The following is a 21,661-nucleotide window of genomic DNA, read 5'->3' as shown; positions in this document are numbered from 1 at the left end:
TATAAAAATTCACAAACATACATCTGCTATATTATTTTTGTTGCCACCAATTATAAATAAACACAAAAATTCTAGAATAAACAGGGTATTTTCGTGATTTATTACCAGTAACGCGTTAAAGCGGTAAAAGAATACTGCATTCGTAATTTCGAAATTATGAAGCCACTGAAGAATAATCCATCATTTTGAGTAAAAATAAAATGGTATTAAATTTGATAGATATACCATATAATGAATTATGGCACAAAGAATTTAGGATAAGCTTAGGAGGGAGAAATAAATGAAAAAGAATCATATGCCAAATTTAATGATGCTTTTAGCTGTTATTGTTGTAATTATTATGATTGCCATAGATCCTACTACAGGTGTAAATAAACTAAAACAAAAAGAAGGTCTAGAAGAAAAAGCAAATATCAACAATCAAGAATTATTTATTGAGGTACAATATGAGATCCCAAAGATTATTTCTAAAGGATTGGCGATAAAAATGATTGCACTGGTAAAAGAAGAAAAGGATACTATTCTTGTAAAAGATAGAGAAATTGAATTTGAAGATTCTAAAAAAGAGGAGTGGTTTGATAAATATTTTAATGTTGCAATTATTGAAGAGTGGTTTGTTCCAGAAGGCAATCATTTAAATCCACTTGATCCATTGACATATAAGGAAGCTCAGTATATTGCAGATAAGTTTAAGGTTGATTTAATTGGTCTAGGAATAGATATTACTGGAAATGAACAGAAAGAGATTTCATATGCAAATTGGCTCAAGCTCTTTGAAGCCATCGCTTCAGGACAAGAGGACACTGTTAGACCAACTGAGATAAAACTATATGTTTTTGCAACACCAACATTAAGTAGTGAGTTACTAGGCTGGGAGATGGCTACAGATAAAGGAAAGTATTCTTTTGAAGGAATTGCGATGGACGGCTGTATTAATAAGGAAATTTTAGTTACTGTAAAAGATACAGAAGTATTATATATAAAAGAAATTGTTGATGAAAAGCCATTACTAACAAACGCCTATGTTGTTGATCTAAGCAAGGATACGTTAGTTGCAGAAGTTTTTATGGGGGGAGTATCAAGAAAAATACCGATTGAAAAGTCATTAAATATAGAAAGTAAAAAAGGTTTTATTGCTGATTTGCAACTTATAAACAATGAGATCATTTCTATTACTGAAAAGAATAGAACTACAAAAGGAGTAATTAGTAAAATTACTGATAATGAGGTTGAAATTCAAGGAATAGGAAAGATGAAGCTAGCAGAAGACATTAAGTTTTATGATGTTTTTCAAGAGCCTATCTTTACTAGTTACAAGGCAATTATAGTTGGGTATGATACAGCCACTTTCGTATTGGATGAGAATCAAGTGGTTGCTGCAATTATAAGAGAAAAGGTTAAGATTGATCATATTCGCGTATTAATAAATAACACTGGCTTTAAGCAGGTTTTCCACGAAAACGTACAAATAACAGCGTCTGAATCATATACGATAAAACATGGAAGTAATGATGAAGAGGTGAATGCGGAAGTAATAACGGATTTAAATAAAATGGAACTTGAGATGGGAGAGAGAGTTACTTTTATTCCTCAAGATGACAAGAAGATAAAAATAGTTTCAATAAAAAGAGGAGGAGGGGATATGTTTCATCCTCAATATCGTGGGGTAATTGAAGTAGAAAAAGTAGCAGAAGGCTATTTGATTGTAAATGAGGTAGACTTTGAACAATACTTATACAGTGTAGTGCCAAGTGAAATGCCGACCTCCTATGGAGTTGAAGCTGCGAAGGTACAAGCGATATGTGCAAGAAGTTATGCTTATAATCAAATATATGGCAATAGATTTTGCAAGTATGGTGCACATGTTGATGATAGTGTTTCGAGTCAGGTTTACAATAATACTACCGAAACTGATGTTTCAATAAAAGCAGTAAATGAAACCAAGGGTCAATTGTTAGCATATCAAGGGAATGTTATATCCACCAATTTCTTTTCAACTTCTTGCGGTGTTACTGCAGATGGAGGGGATGTATGGGCTAACTACTTAACCAAAGAATTCCCAACTGCTTCCTCGCCCTATCTGGTTTCGAGTTATCAAAATGATAAAGGCAAGATATCCGATGACTTAAGTAATGAAGAAGACTTTAAGAAATTTATTTTAAATAACAAGCTTCCTTCCTATGATTCGGAATTTCCTTGGTACAGATGGACAACAAAAATGACAACTAAGCAAATTGAAGCAACTATCAATAAATCAATTGGACCTAGATATGATATACAACCTAAGTTAATAAAGACGCTTGACAAGGAAGATGTTTTTAGAAGTAGGGAAGTTGATGATATAGGTGAACTAATAGATTTGTGGATTTATTCAAGAGGTGAAAGTGGTATTATAACTGAATTGGTTGTTCAAGGTACAAAAGGTGTTTATAAAATATCTACAGAATACAACATTAGAGCGTTGATTTCCCCAACAAACCTGATTGAAGGTGGAGCAAATGTAGTCATTACTAAAAATGATGGTAATACAACAAAGGATATGAATTTAATGCCAAGTGCATTTTATGTAATGGATAAAAAATACGATGATAAAAAAAATTTAATCGAAGTAACTTTTAGTGGGGGCGGCTATGGTCATGGTGCTGGTATGAGTCAAAACGGAGCAAAGGCAATGGTTGATTTAGGGTACTCAAATGAAGAAATACTTCAGCATTATTATCGGGGAGCAGAAATAATTACAGTCAAATAAAAAACGGAATGCTACGCTTTTTCTGTTAATTTTGAATATTTTATATAGCAATTGGAAAAAGCGACAGATATATATTGTAAATTAAATTGTTCTACGCTTTTTCTTGTTAATTTTGAATGTTTTATATAGTAATTGGAAAAAGCGACAGATATATATTGTAAATTAAATTGCTCTACGCTTTTTCTTGTGTTCCGAATTTATTGCGTTTATTTCTCCACCTAGCATAATTATTGTACTTGATACATATAACCAGACAAGCAATAGGATAATACTAGTAAGGCTGCCGTACATATAAGAAAAGCTTTTAGATGTATTTACATAGATCGAGAAGAAATATGAAACAAAAATCCAACTAATAGTTGCGAAAAATGCGCCTGGCATCACATCTCTAATCATTATTTTTCGATTAGGGGTTGCGTTATATAGAAGTATGAAAAATAAAAAGGTTAAGATCACAGAAGATATTAATCTAATAATATCAATGGTATAGGTCCACTCTGATAGAACTGGTATGTTAATCATCAATAAGCCAATAATCTTGTTGCCAAATACAATAAAGCCTAAAGTAATCAATAGTATGAAAGCAAATGCAACAGTATATATTAACGAAAGTGCGCGTAAGTAAATATATGAACGGGTTTCTTTTTCTTTATAAGCCATATTTAAACCACCGATAATAGCCATGATACCTTTAGATGCGGACCAAATTGCAGCAACAATTGCAATTGGCAATACCGAAGAGGAGGTTTCAACATTTGAGATATCCTCGATGATTAATGTGAATATTGAGATTATTTCTTGTGGGAATAATTGAGTAAGCTCATATACACTTTCTGTATCAATTGTTATATGATTTAATAATTCCATAATAAAAATTAAGAATGGAAAGATTGATAGTAGAAGAAAAAATGTTAACTTAGCAGCCCATGCTGAAATATCATCACTTTGTATGCGTATGGCAAGCTCTTTGAAAACACTGAACAATCTTAATTTCAATATAGACACCTCATTTCAAAATATTCGTTAATATTATACCACAATTAGGTATTTTTACATACTTATTGTATTCAAGAAGATATAAAAGGGTGACAGTATTCAATTTGAAAACTATACCAGCATATTATGATAAGCCAATGCAAATTACTAATTCCAGAGGTGATTAAATGAACAAGATTACATTTAAAATTGATGGTGTTAGAAATAACATTGAAAAGCAACAAATAAAAAATGCTTTAGATAAAATTGAAGGAGTTCAAGAGGTTGCTGTTGATAGAGGAGAAAGTTGTATTGAAATCGAATACAACAATCCTGCATCAGTTTTAGAAATTAAAGAATGCATAAGAAGTACTGGACTTAAAGTTTTGGGGGAAGAACAATATTCATAAAGGAGGAAGTGCAAAATGCCAAAGGATAGTCAACCAGATAATAAGCTTGCGAGAATGGTTAAAAGTGATTGGCAAACACCAATTACGAGGGAAAGCGCTAATAAAAACAGAACGACTAAGAAGCAATCGATTAAAAGAGGGGATGTATAGTCGTTGGATAAGTAGTAAGCAAAGTAAAGTAAAGGGCATTTATATTGAGATATAGGTGTCTGATAGGTGTATGCATTATTGGCAGTAAGTGTTCATTTTTCTGGCCTTACCCTTCGGCCGGTCAGGCGAAAAATGAACACTTACTGCCTTTTGTATTCATCTTGAAGAAAAAATGCATTTATCTCTGTTTCGTTAATCCAGATTAACTAGATTGTTAACAACCTGATAGTGATATTATATCACTATATCTATCTGACAGACAAATAAACCAAACTATTTGATGATTTATCGCGATAACTTGAGCTAAACTATTCGATGTTTATTACTTATCTACTAAGAAATGTAAGCAAGTTCTAAATGTATCGTAATGTAGGTTTGATTCTTACAAAGGTTACGTTACAGAGATAAAGAGGCTATACTATGTGTTTGATAGTGGAGCAGGATGCGGAACGGCGTGACTTAACCCGCACGGATGCGGGTTGGAGCGAATAAAACACATAGTATAGCCTCTTTGTCGACTCTTTATCAACTCATTAATTTCGTGAGCCTTTGCCAACTCTTAATTTTTTCAACTCATTGCCAAATGTCAGATGAGATGCATGATCTTTCCAATCCAGAACTGTTGCATTAGCCCTAGTTTTAGTCATGCAAGAATTTTCTAAAGGTTGCTTTAAATGCATCCTCAAATCGATCTAAGCATTCATAGTCTTTGCTTTCCATTGAATGAATGTGAAGCTCTTTTTCTTCAATGCTATCATATTCAAAAGTAATATAATGAACTCTTTTAATGATATCCTGGGTTTCTTTCATATTAAATCCTTTCAGTGAAAATTTAATTAGCGAATTCAAAGGTTATTTGTCCTTTATATTCGCTAATTAGTGTGTCCATTTCTTAAATATAATATGAATTATTCATTACTTTAATATTTCCTCTATGCTTTTTAGGAGTAAATCATTTTGAGCAGAATGTAAGAAGCAAAATCTAAAATACTGTTCATCAAGAAACGGGAAGCTTGATGCATCTCTAATCATTAGTTTGCGTTCAAGAAGTGCATTAAAAAGCTTGCTAGCGTTAAAGGATTCATTTAGGATTTTAACTAATACAAAATTTGCAACAGGGTCAATAAACTTTACAAAATCCCATTTAGATAAAGTGGTGACAATTTTTTTTCTTTCATCAGCAATATGTTGATGCGTTTTGAGAATGTATTCTTTGTCCATTAGCATTAACTCACCAGCAAAGGCGGCTAAAGCATTTATAGTCCAAGGGTTTTTCTGACGTTCTATATTTAAAATATGAGAACGACTACTACAAACTGCATAGCCAAGTCTTAGACCTGGAGCAGCAAAAAACTTAGAAACACCTCTTATTACCATCACATTATCATGGTCATGAACCAATTGCACGGCGGATACATTGTTAACATCGTGAACAAACTCAACATAGGTCTCATCAATAAGAACAAAAATGTTTTTTTTCTTACAATCTATTAGAATTTCCTTCATCACAGAAGTAGTAATAGCCGTTGAAGTTGGATTGTTTGGGTTACATATGACAAGCAAATCTAAATCCGTGGTTAAACTGTTCTTAAGGTGCATAATATCTATTTCAAATTCATTTTTTTCTTGAAGTGGATAATATGCTGAAGAACCACCACAGAGACCAACCTCTCGTTCATATTCTGAGTAAGTAGGACCAATGATTAGAGATTTTTTTGGAGAAATCGCTTTTATGCACAAAGAAATAAGCTCTGTTGAGCCATTTCCTACGATTATATTTTCACTATCCATATGGATGTAGTTTCCAATGGCACATCGAAGACTTAAATAATTGCGATCAGGATAGGATGCAATAAGTTCGATTTTTTGAGGTAAATATGTCTTGATGCTTTCAGAAAGACCAAGAGGATTAACGTTAGAGCTGAAGTTTATGATTGTTTCTTTTTTTATTCCGTAAGCAGCTTCTATTTTTTCAAGATCACTTCCATGAAAATGTGTCATATTAATTCCTTTCTTTTCTTCAAATCTTTGACATAATGATTGATATTAAATCTAATAAAATGATATAATCATATTATATCCATTTTAGAGGAAAAAGCAATAAAAAGCAAATATAATGAATGTGACGTGATATCATGCAAAAATTCTTAGAGCATTGGATGGAAAATACATATCACTTAGATATACCTATGCCAGTTTTGTCGGAGACAGAGCTTGTTTTGCGTGTTGTTAAGGATACGACTTATACTGGTAGATTAGAAATTTTCAACAATGGAGAGGGACTTTTTGCTGGTATTATAGAGTCAGTTAACAACATTATTCTATTAAAGGAAAGTACGATCAAGGGTAACTATTGTATTATAGAATATAGTGTAAATACTTCTTGTTGTATTATAGATAAAGAATTTGAAGATACGATTATAATTACATATAATGGTGGAGAAATATTGGTGCCTGTTAAAATTGTCATGGTGGATCAAAAAACAATAGCATTAAATAAAAAACACTATCCAAAGGCAATAGAGAAACAGATCCTATTTGAATTAGATCAAAAGAGCTATCACTGTGAGGACACAGGTATATTAACAATAATAAATCCGACGAATGAACAGCTTGATATTTCTCTAACGCCACTCAATGAGTACATCGTATTTAATGAAAAGCAATTTAAAGTTACAAATACTAAGACAGTTGAGATGAGCTTCAAAATAAGTAAGCTCGATAAAATACTAGGTAAAGTTCCCTTAAAAACGAATCCGGAAATTGAGTTAAGTTTTAAGGTCCAGATGAAACAAGGAACCATAATAAGTGAAAGAATCATGAGTACGTATCTAACCGAACTTGGAAAACTTCCTACAAAGTTAAAAATAACAACCTATAAAGAGTATAAGGATGTAGTAGTTCAAATATATAGACAATATTGTGATATGGTATTGCTTGGCAATAAGAATAAAACAGTTGACCATATGCTTGACAAATTAAAAGCGCTTATCAATTATGATAAAACAAATATTATGCTTAGGTTAATGTACTGTTTATTAGCAATTGAATGTAATAAGAAAGATCTTGCAATGAAAGAAATCAATAATATCGATCATTATTTGTTGTATTACGATAAAGAACGATTAGATGTAAGTGATTTACTTATGTTTTTTTTAGAACTCATAAAGGGTGAAAGTGTAAATGAGTTATTACGCAGATGGAAGCCAATGAATCGCGATTCTTGGTTGAAAATTCTTCTTAAAAATAAGTATTCAAATCATTATACAAATGGATATGAAGAATTTCGAGAACTATATCATTATGGTGAAAAGAATAGGATATTATTTAGCGAAGTCGTGCTATTGTTAAATTCAAACCCTCTAGTTCCTTATCAAGAAGATAAATTTTACAAGGCTGTTTTAAATTGGGCTATTGCAAAAAATGCAATTGGAATGAAGTGGTTACGAAAAATTGAAAATAGTCCACTCCAATTAGTTCAACATAATAACATAAATGAACATATTGCTAGAAAGCTATATTTAAAAGATGAAAATAAAAATATGCTTATATTACTCTGTGCTTTTTATATTAAAACAAATCGTATAGATGAAGAAGCTTTCATCATTTATAAAAAATCCTTAGCGGAAAGATGTAGAATAGTAGGATTAGAAGAAAAATATATTCAAGCTTCCTATCATAATAATGAATTGCTTAATATTGAGTATTTGAAAATGACTTTTGATGTTCAAATGTTAGATGAAAAATATAAGCAATTCTTTTATTTGAATTTATTCATACAAAAGGAACGGTATAAAAGCTTGTATTTTTATCATTCCAAAGATATTGAACAGATCACGAAGGCTTTCTTAAAAGATAATGTGGTTCCAGATGATCCATATGAAAAAGTAATATATTTACGCTATTTAGTCGAAAATAAGCTGATGGATTGCATCATTTCTTTGTTTGAAGCTAGAAAGCTTTTAGATATACCTGAAGAATTGATGGAGGAACTCATTAGAAATGTTGAGGAAGTTCACCCTATATATGCGATTCAAATGGCAAGAGAGGCGTACAAGAATCATAATGATCAGCCAATTATTTTAGAGGTTCTGGCTAAAGGTTTAAAAGGAACCATCAGTGATTTATTGGACTTTTATAAAGTATCAACTAGCAATGGTTTTTTTCCAAAGATTGTTGTAGAAGAAATACTCTTTAAAGGAATACTAACAAGAAAATATTCTGATGAAGTAATGGATGTTTATTATTCTTATGCGCTGAAAGAGGATAATAACGTAATCCATCAATGGATGAAACATTATATCACTGCTCAAATTCTGATTGAAGATACAAAAGTATCCCCTAATCTTATAACATTACTAGAAGATATTGCAGAAAAAGAGTCTGATTTTGGTGTGTATTTAGCATTGTTAAAAACGTATACAAAAGTATCGCGAAAAAATGAAGCATTGATTATAAGACTAATCAAAGAACTAATTGATGCTGGTATATTCTTTTCATGGTATATGCAGTTGGTTCCTGAGAATTATTTAGGAGAAAGGCATAGAGTACAACAATACTTTGAGTACAATAGCAATTCGTTAAAAAAGATTATTTTTAATTATAGATTAGATGATGATAAGCAATTTAGAAGTGTAGAAATGAAGCATGTTGCTTTAGGACTATATGTTGTTAATGTTATTATGTTTTATAATGAAGGCATTCAATATTACATTGAAGAAATCGACTCAGAAGGTAATCGAGATATTAAAAGTAGTGATTTATTTATGAAAAAGGATATGATTGAACAACAGGAATCAGAAAGCTTATTTGACTTAATAAATACAATAGAAATGAGTAAGGAAATGAAAGATATAGCTAGCCTTCAAACGACTGTCGAACATTATATAAATATTAGCAGTAAAGAAATCAAAAAAATATATATTTTGTAAGGAGGATGTACCTTGGGTATTTTAGGTTTGGAAAAAGAAAAAGGCATGTATTTAGGGATTGATTTTGGAACAACCAATTCTGTGGTTAGTATATATCATTATGACGACAATCAAGTGTACACAGTACCTATTGATGGAAGTAATATTTTCCCAACTGTAATTCAATTTGAAAGCGATGAAGATGAGAAGGACAAGCTTGGTCGAATATTTGGTATAGGTGCAAAAGAAGCTGCAGTTATTTTTCCTGAAAGTACGGTTATGTCTATTAAAAGATACTTAGACACGGATGAAATAATCAAAGTTTTCGTAGATGGAAATACCTATGAATTTAAACCTGAGAATATTGTTGCTGAAATTTTAGCCCATCTAAAGGAGCAAGCAGACTGCTATATTAGAGATACGCTTAAAATGTCTGGAGAATTCACTGGATGTGTTATTACCGTGCCGGCAAACTCAACGGATAAGCAAAAGAAAAAAACAAAAGATGCTGCTGTTATGGCTGGGTTTGATGAAGAGAACATCTTTTTAAGATTAGAACCTGCAGCTGCTGCAATTTCTTATGCATTAAGTGTTCAAGAAGATAAGAAGGTTTTAATATATGATTTTGGTGGGGGGACCTTTGACGCTTGTATATTACAAATTAAGGCTACGAATGAAATAGAACCGGAGATTTCTATTTTAAGTACTTATGGTGATAATTATTTAGGTGGAAACGATATTGACAAAATTATGATGGATATTATATATCAAGAATTTTTGAAGCAAACGGAAGATACAATTGATTTATTTGATTTACATAAAGACGATGGTGTTTCGAAGAAAAACAAAAAAATGGCATTGGTTAGATTATATCAAGTAGCCAATACTGCAAAAGAAAGACTATCTTCGGCATTTTCAACTAAGATTGTATTAGCTCCATTCATTCAAGAACCTTACATTGTTAACATTAATATGGAGATATCCAGAGAGAATTTTATAAACCATAAACGGGAACACATTCTAGATGACACACAAGAAAATTTTATTAAAATGAATGAAAAGAGTGTTATAGATTTAATTCAAGAAACAATGGTTTGTATTAAAAAGTGTATCGATATGGCTCATCTTTTTCCGGAAGATATTGACGAAGTGTTTCTCGTAGGAGGTACATCAGGAATACCTGAAGTTAAAAATCGCATTACCGAGTATTTTGGAAAAGAACCTTATCAGACGAAGCTGAGTCCTGCACTTAGTATTTCTACAGGTGCAGCATATTATTGTAACAGAATTATGTTACCATCTATGAGTGGACCTAGAGTTTTAGAGAAAACCATACATCCATTAGGTCTTGAAATTTCTGGTAGAAGATTTTTGGAAATTGTAAAAAGAGATATTGAAATTCCCGTGGAAGGATTGGTTATCGAAGCTGATGAATTACTTGAAACGAATTATGATGGGATTACAAGTATGGCTATTGCTGTATATGAGGATACACATCCACAGGATCAAGGACTAAAGTTCGTATATGAAAAGGGTATGAAAAGGCTTGGTGGTACTACACTGAGAGGAATACCTCCTAAGGATAAAGGTGAAGAAAAGGTTAAGATTTACTTTAGTGTTGGACAAGACAATATGCTGTGTGTCGAAGCCAAAAGTACAAGTGAAGAAGGTATAGAAACCAGACTTTCTGTAGACAAAATGTATTAAATTATGTAGTTTTATTATGGGGGTTCGTATATGAATGAATTTATCAAAGAACAAGAGCTTGATAATATCTTGCTTAAGTTATTAGTTAGCAGAAAAAACTTTGAAGAAAAGCTCCTAGAGCTCATTATGAAGCAACTAGAGAATGAGTCTTCCATGTTTTTATTTAGCTTTAAACGGGAACTTGAGCAACACAACCAATTTAAAGAATTGGAAACATTGTATTATTTTTCAGAAGAAATAAAAGAAATTTACACCAAATGCATCGATATTTTTGATAAAAATGTTGGAAGATTTAAGTCAAAGGACATTAAAGAAATTTTGAAGGGTATCATATGGAGTTTGAAAAATATCCTTGACGATTATCCACAGGAACCAGAAAACAAAATAGAACTAGAAAGAATAGAATTGGTATCTGGATCAGTTCAGCATATGAAAAATATTTTTCAAAAAGCAATTCAAAACTATATAAATAATATTCCATCGGGATTTTTAGACTTTGAAATTAGCAAACTCCTTGAGGATCTTTTAGGCAATGTATTTGACAATGAAGGTTCAAATATAAAAGAAATCCATGGGTATGCACTTAAAATGATTAATGTACTTGATAGAAGAATCGAAGGTAGAAAATATATTAGCTTTGTAGCATCTGCAAGAAAAAATTTAGACGCATTTAAATCGATTCATTTTGACACCTTTTCCAGTTCTATTGGTGATGAATCAGACAAGGATGTTCTGAAAAATATTATTACAGTTATTCATGAACTATATAATAAACTTGATGTAAAAGAAAAAGAACTATATGTCCTAGTAAATGGATCGAAATTTTCTACTAATATCATTCAGCAATCCTTTGATAAATTAAAAGATTATAATCATATGATTGAGCGTGTAATGAAAAATGAAAAACTGATTAGCTTAATTAATTCCTATCAAGAAGATAAACTAGCGCTGTTTGAAAAGCTAAAGATTGAAGTTAGTGATGAATTAACGAAAACAATTATGTTTACTTTGAATGAAATCAATGAGCTATCCATTGAGGTTCAATATTTAAGCTGTCAAGTAGTACAAGCTTTAAAACTAGCCCTAGAGCAGCTATCAAAAGATACACTGAAGACTTTTGAAGAGACTGAAGAAATTGTTGAGATAGTGGAAACAATTAAGCTTAAGTATGAAACTCTGAAAGAAAAAGATCTTGCTTATATAATATCTAAGAAGGAACACTACATTGATTATGAGAAGCAACTTTTGGATTTTAATACAGAATTTCAGAGTAAAATTACATATTATTTTGAAAAAATGATGACAGAATCTAAAGAATCATTTATGAATGCAAAGGAAGCTTTTAGTAGGTTGGTATCACAACTAATAGAGCATAGTCTTAAGGCTGATTTATCCTATTTGAAAACAGATTTGCTTTTTGAAATGGTTACACTAGAAGAAATAGTAAAGTTTTGCTTGCCAAAATTAAAACTTCAACAGAACGAGAATATTAAAGAGATCGTTCAAAGAATAGATGATTGTTATCGATTAATTGAAGGTATCATTAAACAAGCAGAAATAGAGCTGATTGATCCAAATGTACATGATAAATTCAATGGAAAAGAGCAAGAAATTATTATGGCAGAAATTGTAGAAGGCTTCAAAAAAGGAGAAATTGTAGCTGTTCATACGAAAGGTTATAAATATAAAGGAATACCTGTTGTGAGAGCAAATGTAATTGCTGCAAAGTAGGGGTATATATGACGAAAAATACGAAAATAGATGAAACAAATTATATAGTGGGTATCGAACTGGCACAACAGGAAGCTACTATAAGCTACTTAGATCATAAAGCATTAAAACCAGTGATTTATGATAGAAGCGGTGGATATGGTCAAGTCGCTATTCCTACCATTATGCAATATATGAATGAAGAAAATGAATGGCTCATAGGTGAACATGCTAATATAAACCGTGATGTAGAAGGCACTATATTAGTCGAACGATTAATTGAACGATTGATAACTAGAGAAGAAGTAGTTATATGTGATAAAAAATATTTACCAGAAACTTTGTTGTGTATTTTTGTGAAAATTATTATAGACAGCTTTAAGCAACTTAATCCTCATGCAACTATTTCTACCCTTGCAGTTTCAGTACCTGATATTATGTACAAAGATATTCATGGTTATGTACAAGATGGATTAAACGAGCTAGAAGGCATTCAAGTGCAGGTTGTAATGTCATCACAAGCGATTTGTGAATGGCTTCGATATAAAAAACTGCCCTTTGAAGGAAGAACATTTGTGTTTGATTATAATTATAATAATTTCACGGTAAGCATTGTAGAAAAAAGAGGTAATTCAATTCGAGTTGAATTAGATTCATCGCAACCCCAAATATCCATGAAGCAGATAGATATAGTGCTGCAAGAAGAATTGAAATTATTGTATCAACAGCACTTTATGCTCGAGCAACTCTCAGACGATGAAGAAACAAATCTCAACCAGTTATTTCGAGAGCAAGAACATTGGATCTTCCAAAAGTATGCAAAAAGACAATCAGCGAAGATTTATTACAGCTTTGCATATCCACCTTTTCAAAAAGTGATAACTTATAATAGATTAGAAGAGTTACTGAAATCCTTTAAGCTAATTCTAGATAAATTTGTTTGTCAGTATGTAAATTATCAGGAACAGGTAATATTGATTGGAAAAGGATATAAGATGCAATGGCCAGTTGATATGATTGGTGAAAAAATGAATACATTAAAGCTTAATCCGTATGATGTGGTTTCTAAAGGTTGCTGTATGATTGCTTCAAATAGATTGCTAAACCATGAGGAATATCATTTTTATTTTGAACAAAAGCAGTATGGTATTATGTCTATAGAAGACCAAAAAGAGATATTTGTATCACTTAAACATCATGACAACCTTTTTATTATAGATTTAGAAGGAGAAGAAGAATTGGACTTAGATATTATGTCTAAGGATGAAAATAATAGGATATCTTTTGAACAAAAAATAGTTTTAAGCAATGAACTAGCGCTTGAACATAAAATTCGAGTCAACCTTCAGTTAACTAAGGTGGAAGATGCGACTCAAATAGATATAGAATATCTACCAATGTGATAACGAAAATTATGGCTACCAAAGGTGGTGGATTAAAGTGTGGGAAAAGTATAGACAAGAAATTATAAAAAATAATAAGTTTAACGAGAACTGGTTTATCCTTGGAATAGATTTAGGAACTACGCATTCTGTAGTAAGCTATTTTAACTGCAATAGTAAGAGGCCAGAACCGATTGACATCAGTCAAGGCTTTGGGAAGATACCAATGCCATCTGTTGTTCAATTTCGAAATGAAATAGGTCCTGAATGGATTGTTGGAGATGAAGCATATAAATCCATGATCATGTATCCACAGGATACAGTCACATCAGTTAAGAGAAAAATGGGAACAAGCGAAGAAATACTCCTTGGCGATCAAAGGTATTTACCAGAAGAAATCTCAGGAATTATCTTGCAGGAATTATTACAACATACTTTAAGTTTAAATCCTAATCGAATCATTGCGGGAGTCGTTGTTTCGGTACCATATGATTTTGATGATTCAGCTAAAAAGGCAACTGTAAAAGCGTGCCAGTTGGCGGGACTTGGTGAATCACTTATATGTCTAATAGAAGAACCAAAAGCTGCTGCACTAACCTATCATTTTAAAAATGCATTAAATGAAGGTAAAAAAATGATGATTTTTGATTTTGGAGGAGGAACGCTAGATATTACTGTATTTCACGTTTCTCAAATGACATCAGATCACATCCATTTACAAGTAATTAGTGAAGGCGGAGATGCTTATCATGGTGGAGATCAAATAGATGCAATGATTCTTGATAAGCTGTATACAATGATTTATGATGAGGTAGGACTTACAAAGGATCAGCTATCAAATGAAAATAAAGTTGAATTGATGCAAAGTGCTAGAGATATTAAAGAGAGGTTATCTGGTGTTAAAAAGCTTCGCGTACCATTTACTTTCTGCATTCCTCCTTTTATGAAAGAAATTACAAGAATACAAATAGAAACTATCATCGATCCATTTATTCAAGCGACTAGACAATTGGTGTTGAAAACTCTATCAGACGGTTATATGGGTGCGATTCATCCGGCTGATATTGATTTTGTGTTATTAGAAGGTGGTTCTTCCTCAATGCCTTGGGTGAAGGATATGCTCATTTCCATTTTTAATGATTATGAGAAAATCTATTCATCAGACAAGCCGGCACTTAATATATCAATTGGGGCAACTTATTATGCAGCAATAAAAATGGGGCTATTAGAGCATCCAGATATGATGGCAACTGGTCAAATGGTTCATTTTGAAATTACAGTGCCTCATGACATTGGATTTGAGATAGATTATGGAACTAAAAAGGAGTTTCATACTATGATAAGTAGGGGAACGCCGTACTTACTTGCCAAAAAGACTCAGGTATTTACTTTAACAGGTAATACACAAGAAGAAATGACGAATCTTACTATAAGAATATTAGAACGTATGCGTAAGGAAGACAAAATTGAAAAATGTAGACTAATTGGAGAAGTATTTGTTGAGGGACTTCCAGAACGACCTTCAGGAAAAACAAAATTGAAGGTTACTCTTTCAGTAGAAGAAGAGAGTGGTATCGTACGAGGAGAGGTTGAAGATCTAGGGTATCCTGAAATGTTTGAACCTAGTGCCTTCAAGGCTAGCTTTTCTCCAAATAGGGTTGTAAGAACAATCTTAAATGCAAAATAAAATGCAAATGTAAGATAAGATGTAAATGCAAAACAAATGAAAGGTTGGGAATAAAATGGCATATTTGGGTATTGATCTTGGTACAACAAATTCAGTTGCAGTTATTTTTGATAACATTGCTGATAGATTAGATATTGTTAAGATAGAGGGCTTAGATGAAGTATTGCCTTCTGTTGTTTGTTTCCATACTGATGAAGTAGTGGTTGGTAGTGAAGCAAAAAATGGAGCTGTCATTTATCCGGAAGAAACCATACTGTCAATTAAAAGAAAGATGGGTGATATAGAACCTTTAATCATCAATGGAGATTCATTTTTACCTGAGGAAATAAGCAGTATATTATTAAAGAAATTAAAGGATTCTGCTGAACTTCAAGGAGGAGAGATCTTTGATGAAGTAGTCATAACCCATCCGGCATATTTTAATGATCGACAAGTTTTTGCAACAAAAAAGGCTGGAGAATTAGCAGGATTTAGAATTGTTCATTTGCTTTCAGAGCCGTTGGCTGCCGCAATTGAATATGGATATAAGCAAGGCTATGCCCAAACATTATTAATCTATGATCTTGGTGGTGGAACGTTTGATGCTTGTGTCTTAAAAGTGAACCAAGACATTTATGGTAATGAAACCTTTCAAGAGCTATCCGATGTAGGAGATATGCACTTAGGGGGGGATGATTTTGATCATGCTTTGACAGAATATATGATAACTAAATTTGAAATGATGACAAATATAGATTTGGGTGAACTAGAGGAACTTGAATATAGCAGAGTGTTACAAAAGCTTAGGCAAGAAGCAGAGCAATTGAAGAAAAAACTATCAATAACAAACGTTGCCTCGGTAAAGATTTCACCATTGTTAATTTATGAAGGAATACCAAGGAACCTTAATCTTGAAGTGACTAAGGAAGACTTTGAAGGATTAATCAGATCCTTTGTTGATAAAAGTAGAAATATTGTTGAAGAGGCACTGGCTAGAGCTTCAAAAGAACCTGATGAGATTTCAAAGGTTATTTTGGTAGGAGGTTCAACTCTTATACCGATGGTAAAAAGAATGGTTGCTGGTTATATTAAAGAACCATATCGAGCAACTGATCCAGCAAAAAGTGTTGCTATGGGGGCTGCAATATACAATTACTTAATCCACTTACCTAATAGTAAAATTAAAGTAGGACAAATAACCAGACAAATATTTGGTACTGAGGCAATTGTAAATGAAACAACAATGGAGAAAAGGCTAATACCCATTATACCAATGGGAACCTCAATTCCAACACAAATTACAGACAATAAGTTCAAGGCATCTGAAGGCTCAAGTGCAGTAAGAGTTGATGTTTACCAATGGGAAGAAGGGTTAGAAGAGGATAGAAAATATATTGGAAGTCTTATTTTAGAAGGGATAGAGAATGAATCATCTCTAGAAATAACATATTCAATAAACGAAGATAATATTTTTGAAGTTTTTGTAATGGATCAAAAAACAAAAAGAGTAGTAAGCGCTCAACTCGATAGAACTAAACGGTTGCCTAAGTTGCCAGAGAGAAGCTTTACCCCGGAAACGAAAGGTATGAACATTGTATTTATTATGGATACAACAGGGAGCATGGATTCTTATATTAATGGTGTTCAAGAAAAAGCGATTGAATTTTCTAAAATTCTTAAGGACAAGGGTGTAGACTTTCAACTTGGACTAATCGGCTTTGGTGATTTGCTCGAAAAGGAAAAACCAAAGGTTTACAAATTTACGAATGATATCCTTAAATTTCAAAAGAGAATTAGAAAAATACCAAGAAACTATGGAGGCGATTTACCAGAGTCATCTCTAGATGCCTTAGAAACTGGATTGAAGTTAGTTCATGAAGCAAAATTAGATCCAACCCATAAAACCATTTTTATATTAATTACAGATGCCCCACCTCATATTCCAACAGTTAGTGGGAAAGATATCCTTGATATTTTAGGTGAACTAGACGCAGCTACTATTACAACCTATGTAGTAGCTAGAAAAGATAAAGATAGCCTTGAAGCTTATCAGCCTCTCATACAATCTGAAGGAAAATATTATAGTATGGATGATTCTTTCTATGATATTTTAGATAATATCGCATATAGCATTGCAGAGTTAGTACGAGTATAGCTTCAAAAACTTCATGTTATATAAAGAGAGGGATTTCATTTGAAGGTTTATAAAAGTATATCAATCAGGCAAATTCAACAACCATATGTTTTTAAAGAAACGTCTCAAAGGGTATATTCACTTGAAGGCTTAATATGTTATTGCTATCATCATTGGATGGAAGCTGCGGATATAGTTGATACGAAGGAGTTTGTACGTTTTATTTCTGACGTGTCATTACAAAACGACTTGTATATAGAATTTACTAGGATTTTAGAATACAACATACCAAATTCTTTTAAACTTCTTAGGTTATTGGAACTGTCTGCTTGTATGGATGTAACACATTTAAACGATCTCAAAAAGGAAATTCAAAAATGGGAAGAAAAGCCACTTATACTTAAACTGAAGCTTCGAGGTGATATGGCATTTAGACAAAAAAAATATGTAAAAGCTTTAGAGTTTTATAAGCAAGCACAATCACACATTTATGATCCAATTGTCGAACACAACATTGGGGTTTCCTATTTGCAATTATACTTTTTTCAAGAAGCGGAAGTAGCGTTGAATAAAGCATTAGAAGAATGCGACAAGTTAGAGATACATTTAAATATCATTAGATTATTAAAAATGACCAATAGGGAAGACCTTGCACTTGAGAAAATAAATAAGCTCTTGAAAACTAATTTTGAAGCAGACTTATTATATGAGTGTGGTTTGATTTATCAAATTAAGAACGAGTATAATAAGGCTTTAGATGCATTTTCGAATGCATATAAATTAGACAATCGAGATGATATTTTAGTTAAAATAATTGAAATGACAATAGAAATAAATCCGTCAAGCTTGGTTATTGAAGAAGCAATTGATCTTCAACAAAGAAGACAAGAAGACTACGTTATGTTAAAATCAATGTGGTATATAAAATTAAACAAAAGTTCCGAAGCTATTGATTTACTTGAAAATGCAGTAATTAGTTGCCAGAATAATTCGAAATTATATTTACACCTAGCTAAATTATATAGACAGGAAAAACAAATAATCAAAGCCATAGGAGCGATATCTAACGCTGCTAGAAATGAAGAATTGAAGGATGAAATCCTTTATGAAATGGCATTGATTGCTAAAAGAGCAGGAAATAGAGTAGATTATGAAGCTAAAATAAATGAATTGGTTAAGATTTGGAAGGATGATGTAAGGCAAAGATTTACAGAATAAATAGCGTAAATGAGGTGCTATTATGAAATTTTTTAATAAAATAAAAAAAGCTCTAAAAAAAAGAACTAGGGTAGAAGTAGAAATATTGCAGGGTATAGATTTAGAAAACATGTTTACTTCAGAAGAAGTAGGGGAAACCATTAGAGCTAGAGTGCAGGCTTCCATTCAGAAAAAACAGGATTTGAAGCCAAAATATGAACATATCATTAATCAGCTTACATTGGTTCAAAAAATTGAGGACTTACCTAAAGATGAAATTCAGGAGCTTGAAAGCTTATCGAGACTTTATTCTGAAACAGTTCTTGAAAAAGAAACCTTTCAAAAATTGCTAAAAAATCAGAATACAGCAACTAATTATCTTCAAAAGTACAAAGATGAGATTTCAAATGCTGTCGTTCAAATGGAAGAACATGAAACGAAATTAAGCATAATAAAAAATGATTTGTATCATTTAGAGGGTGAAAAAGCAGAAATAGCATATCGCAACAATAGAGCTCTTGCTGCACTAGCTTTTATTAAGATAGCATTGGTCGGTATGATTATACTTTCTTCTATTGCGGCATTAATTTTAACGACGATGTTTTTTGTTTATGGGTTTGATGTTTTCCTTCCATCATTGGTAGTTACAGTTTTAGTTGGGTTTATGGGACTGTGGATTTTTGTGTTTAGAAGATATTTAGTTCATGAGTTAAAGAAAAACCAGAAACTTCAAAAAAGAGAAGTTGAGCTTACGAACAAAACAAAAATTAAATATGTTAATATTCAACAATTTCTTGATTACGAATATAAAAAGTTTAGAGTGAATAGCAGTGAAATGCTGCAAATGAGATGGGAGAATTATCAGAACAATTCAAGAAATGAAGCAAAATTCAAACGTATTTCTAGTAGTATGGCAACTCTTATAGAGGATTTGGACAGGTTGCTATTACGTAACAATATTGAAGGTGGAAGCTTCGTGACAGACCATATTGACTATTTCATATCAAAAAAAGGACGAAACATGCTTCAAACAGCATTGGAGTTGGAAAAGGATAGTACAAAAGTAGCCTATGATCAATGTGAAAATGAAATCCTTATCTTATCTAGATTATTAGAAGAGATTATGGATAACGAGCTTTCAATATAGCAATCATATGAAACGCCAATTCAAGGCGTTTTTTTACTGGTAGCAGTAATATGGATTTAACTCTCATATTCGCAGCTTGTAAAAATTAAGGAATTTTGTTATAATTTGCCATATAAACTCATTCTGTAAGGGAGGGGTAAGGAAATGGGAAAAGTAATGATTGTAGAAGACAATCCGTCTATATGTACGGGTTTGAAGGAAATAGTACTTAGTATTGATCTATCAATTGATGTCATTACGACCGGATATGCAGCAAAAGCACTTTCTATGGCAAAGAATGATATCATTGAAATGTTTATTTTAGATATTCATCTCAAAGATTATTCTGGAATCACATTAGCTGAAGAAATTCGTGAGATTGAGCATTATACAATGACTCCAATTATCTTTATCACATCCATACCTACTCACCAATTAAATGCATTTATAGAAATTCACTGTTATGATTATATTATTAAGCCTTTTCAAGTAGATAGAGTCAAGAAAACAATTTCTAATGTAATTAAATATGGCATAAGCAATGTGCCTACTCAACAGCTTAATCTAATATTAAAGCAAAAAGGCTATAGTATATCTGTTCCTCAAAAAGATATTGTTTATATAGAAAGTAAAAATCGAAAGCTCATCATGGTGACTACTAAAGAAATATTTACAATTTCTACATACACATTGTTGACAATTGAAAAAGAGCTTTGTGATAGATTTATCAGATGTCATAAAGGTTTTATAGTAAATGAAAGCTTTATTTATAAGGTTGATAAGTCACAGGAAATGATCTATTTAACAAATGATTATGGCAAGATTCCCTTTGGAGAGAATTATCGGGAAGCCCTAAAAGGGGAGTGGCTATGAGTTTTTTTGAGAGTGTAATTATGACATTTCTAGATTGGGTGCAATTCTTTCTGGTTATTACGAAACTATGTAACCCAAAAAGGCGTTTGAAATTATGGCATTTTTTGTTAATGTTTGGTGGCATAATAATAAGTGTGGAAGCTTCAACGCTTGCAGATAAACAATATAACGTTTTAATCACTTCCTTGATACTAATTGTAGTAATTTGTTTAATATATAAAGAAATTGAAAAGTCGATTTTTTTATACATACTCAGTATGGTTCTAATAATTATGATTCAGATAATAATACTAGCCCCTTTATATCTTATCATGGGTAAAATTGAATATACATTTGCGTATGGAATGATAGTTCAAACTGCAGGAATAACAATAGTTCTGATTATGGTAAAATTCATTCCAATCAATATATTATTTAATTATATTGAGAAAAAGAACCAAGTCTTCAAAATCATTTGTATTGATATAATAGTAGTTGTGTGGATGATATTAACCTTTTCGAATGTTGATTTCGAAGGATTAATTGAGAATATTGCTATAATTATTATTTTTGCAATGTTAGTAATGATTATAACGATTATTTTTTTAAGAAATGGCCTGAAAAATTTAAATGCAGAAGAGCAGGTTAGAATATATGAACAGTACTTACCAATAGTAGATGAATTGGTGGACG

The 21,661-nt window shown here is 31.8% G+C and carries 14 protein-coding genes; 12 read left to right on the top strand and 2 right to left on the bottom strand.

The window, feature by feature from the left end; genetic code table 11:
• Positions 1-280: 280 nt before the first annotated feature.
• Entirely contained in the window at positions 281-2,749 is a 2,469-nt protein-coding gene (locus CVU84_15555; GenBank protein ID PKM93402.1) for a hypothetical protein, read from the top strand.
• Positions 2,750-2,911: 162 nt separating this feature from the next.
• Here CVU84_15555 and CVU84_15550 read toward each other — a convergent pair whose 3' ends face one another.
• A complete protein-coding gene (locus CVU84_15550) occupies positions 2,912-3,754 on the bottom strand; it encodes a ribonuclease (GenBank protein ID PKM93401.1) in 843 nt (280 codons plus the stop codon).
• A gap of 158 nt (positions 3,755-3,912) precedes the next feature.
• Here CVU84_15550 and CVU84_15545 point away from each other — a divergent pair, with 158 nt between their 5' ends.
• A complete protein-coding gene (locus CVU84_15545) occupies positions 3,913-4,134 on the top strand; it encodes a heavy metal transporter (GenBank protein ID PKM93400.1) in 222 nt (73 codons plus the stop codon).
• A 1,065-nt stretch (positions 4,135-5,199) separates the two neighbouring features.
• Here the strand turns inward: CVU84_15545 and CVU84_15540 are convergent.
• A complete protein-coding gene (locus CVU84_15540; protein ID PKM93399.1) occupies positions 5,200-6,285 on the bottom strand; it encodes a threonine-phosphate decarboxylase in 1,086 nt (361 codons plus the stop codon).
• Between the two features lie 158 nt (positions 6,286-6,443).
• Between CVU84_15540 and CVU84_15535 the strand changes: the two genes are divergently transcribed.
• From CVU84_15535 to CVU84_15490, 10 genes are all read left to right on the top strand, one after another.
• Positions 6,444-9,215, top strand: coding sequence for a hypothetical protein (locus CVU84_15535; protein ID PKM93398.1), 2,772 nt, complete (start codon positions 6,444-6,446; stop codon positions 9,213-9,215).
• Between the two features lie 12 nt (positions 9,216-9,227).
• On the top strand, positions 9,228-10,901 hold the full coding sequence (locus CVU84_15530; GenBank protein ID PKM93397.1) for a hypothetical protein: 1,674 nt from the start codon (positions 9,228-9,230) through the stop codon (positions 10,899-10,901).
• A 30-nt stretch (positions 10,902-10,931) separates the two neighbouring features.
• Positions 10,932-12,632 (top strand): nucleotide exchange factor GrpE, encoded by a 1,701-nt coding sequence (grpE, locus tag CVU84_15525; protein ID PKM93396.1) that lies wholly within the window; start codon positions 10,932-10,934, stop codon positions 12,630-12,632.
• 8 nt (positions 12,633-12,640) lie between these two features.
• Positions 12,641-14,014, top strand: a complete 1,374-nt coding sequence (locus tag CVU84_15520) for a hypothetical protein (protein PKM93395.1) — start codon at positions 12,641-12,643, stop codon at positions 14,012-14,014.
• A gap of 37 nt (positions 14,015-14,051) precedes the next feature.
• A complete protein-coding gene (locus CVU84_15515; GenBank protein PKM93394.1) occupies positions 14,052-15,680 on the top strand; it encodes a hypothetical protein in 1,629 nt (542 codons plus the stop codon).
• Positions 15,681-15,735: 55 nt separating this feature from the next.
• The gene (locus CVU84_15510) at positions 15,736-17,814 is read left to right on the top strand and encodes a hypothetical protein (GenBank protein ID PKM93393.1); all 2,079 of its coding nucleotides are present in this window, start codon (positions 15,736-15,738) and stop codon (positions 17,812-17,814) included.
• A gap of 39 nt (positions 17,815-17,853) precedes the next feature.
• Positions 17,854-19,011: a hypothetical protein gene (locus tag CVU84_15505; protein PKM93392.1), complete on the top strand. Its 1,158-nt coding sequence runs from the start codon at positions 17,854-17,856 to the stop codon at positions 19,009-19,011.
• 22 nt (positions 19,012-19,033) lie between these two features.
• On the top strand, positions 19,034-20,137 hold the full coding sequence (locus tag CVU84_15500; protein PKM93391.1) for a hypothetical protein: 1,104 nt from the start codon (positions 19,034-19,036) through the stop codon (positions 20,135-20,137).
• Between the two features lie 144 nt (positions 20,138-20,281).
• A complete protein-coding gene (locus tag CVU84_15495; GenBank protein PKM93390.1) occupies positions 20,282-20,989 on the top strand; it encodes a DNA-binding response regulator in 708 nt (235 codons plus the stop codon).
• Positions 20,986-21,661, top strand: a 676-nt coding sequence (locus CVU84_15490; GenBank protein ID PKM93389.1) for a hypothetical protein, incomplete at its 3' end; no start/stop codon positions are given. The genes CVU84_15495 and CVU84_15490, both read left to right, overlap by 4 nt.

This window comes from Firmicutes bacterium HGW-Firmicutes-1, from assembly GCA_002841625.1.
Taxonomy (GTDB): domain Bacteria; phylum Bacillota; class Clostridia; order Lachnospirales; family Vallitaleaceae; genus HGW-1.
Note: the sequence above shows the minus strand (reverse complement) of the source record. Positions and strands in the feature narration are given on the sequence as shown.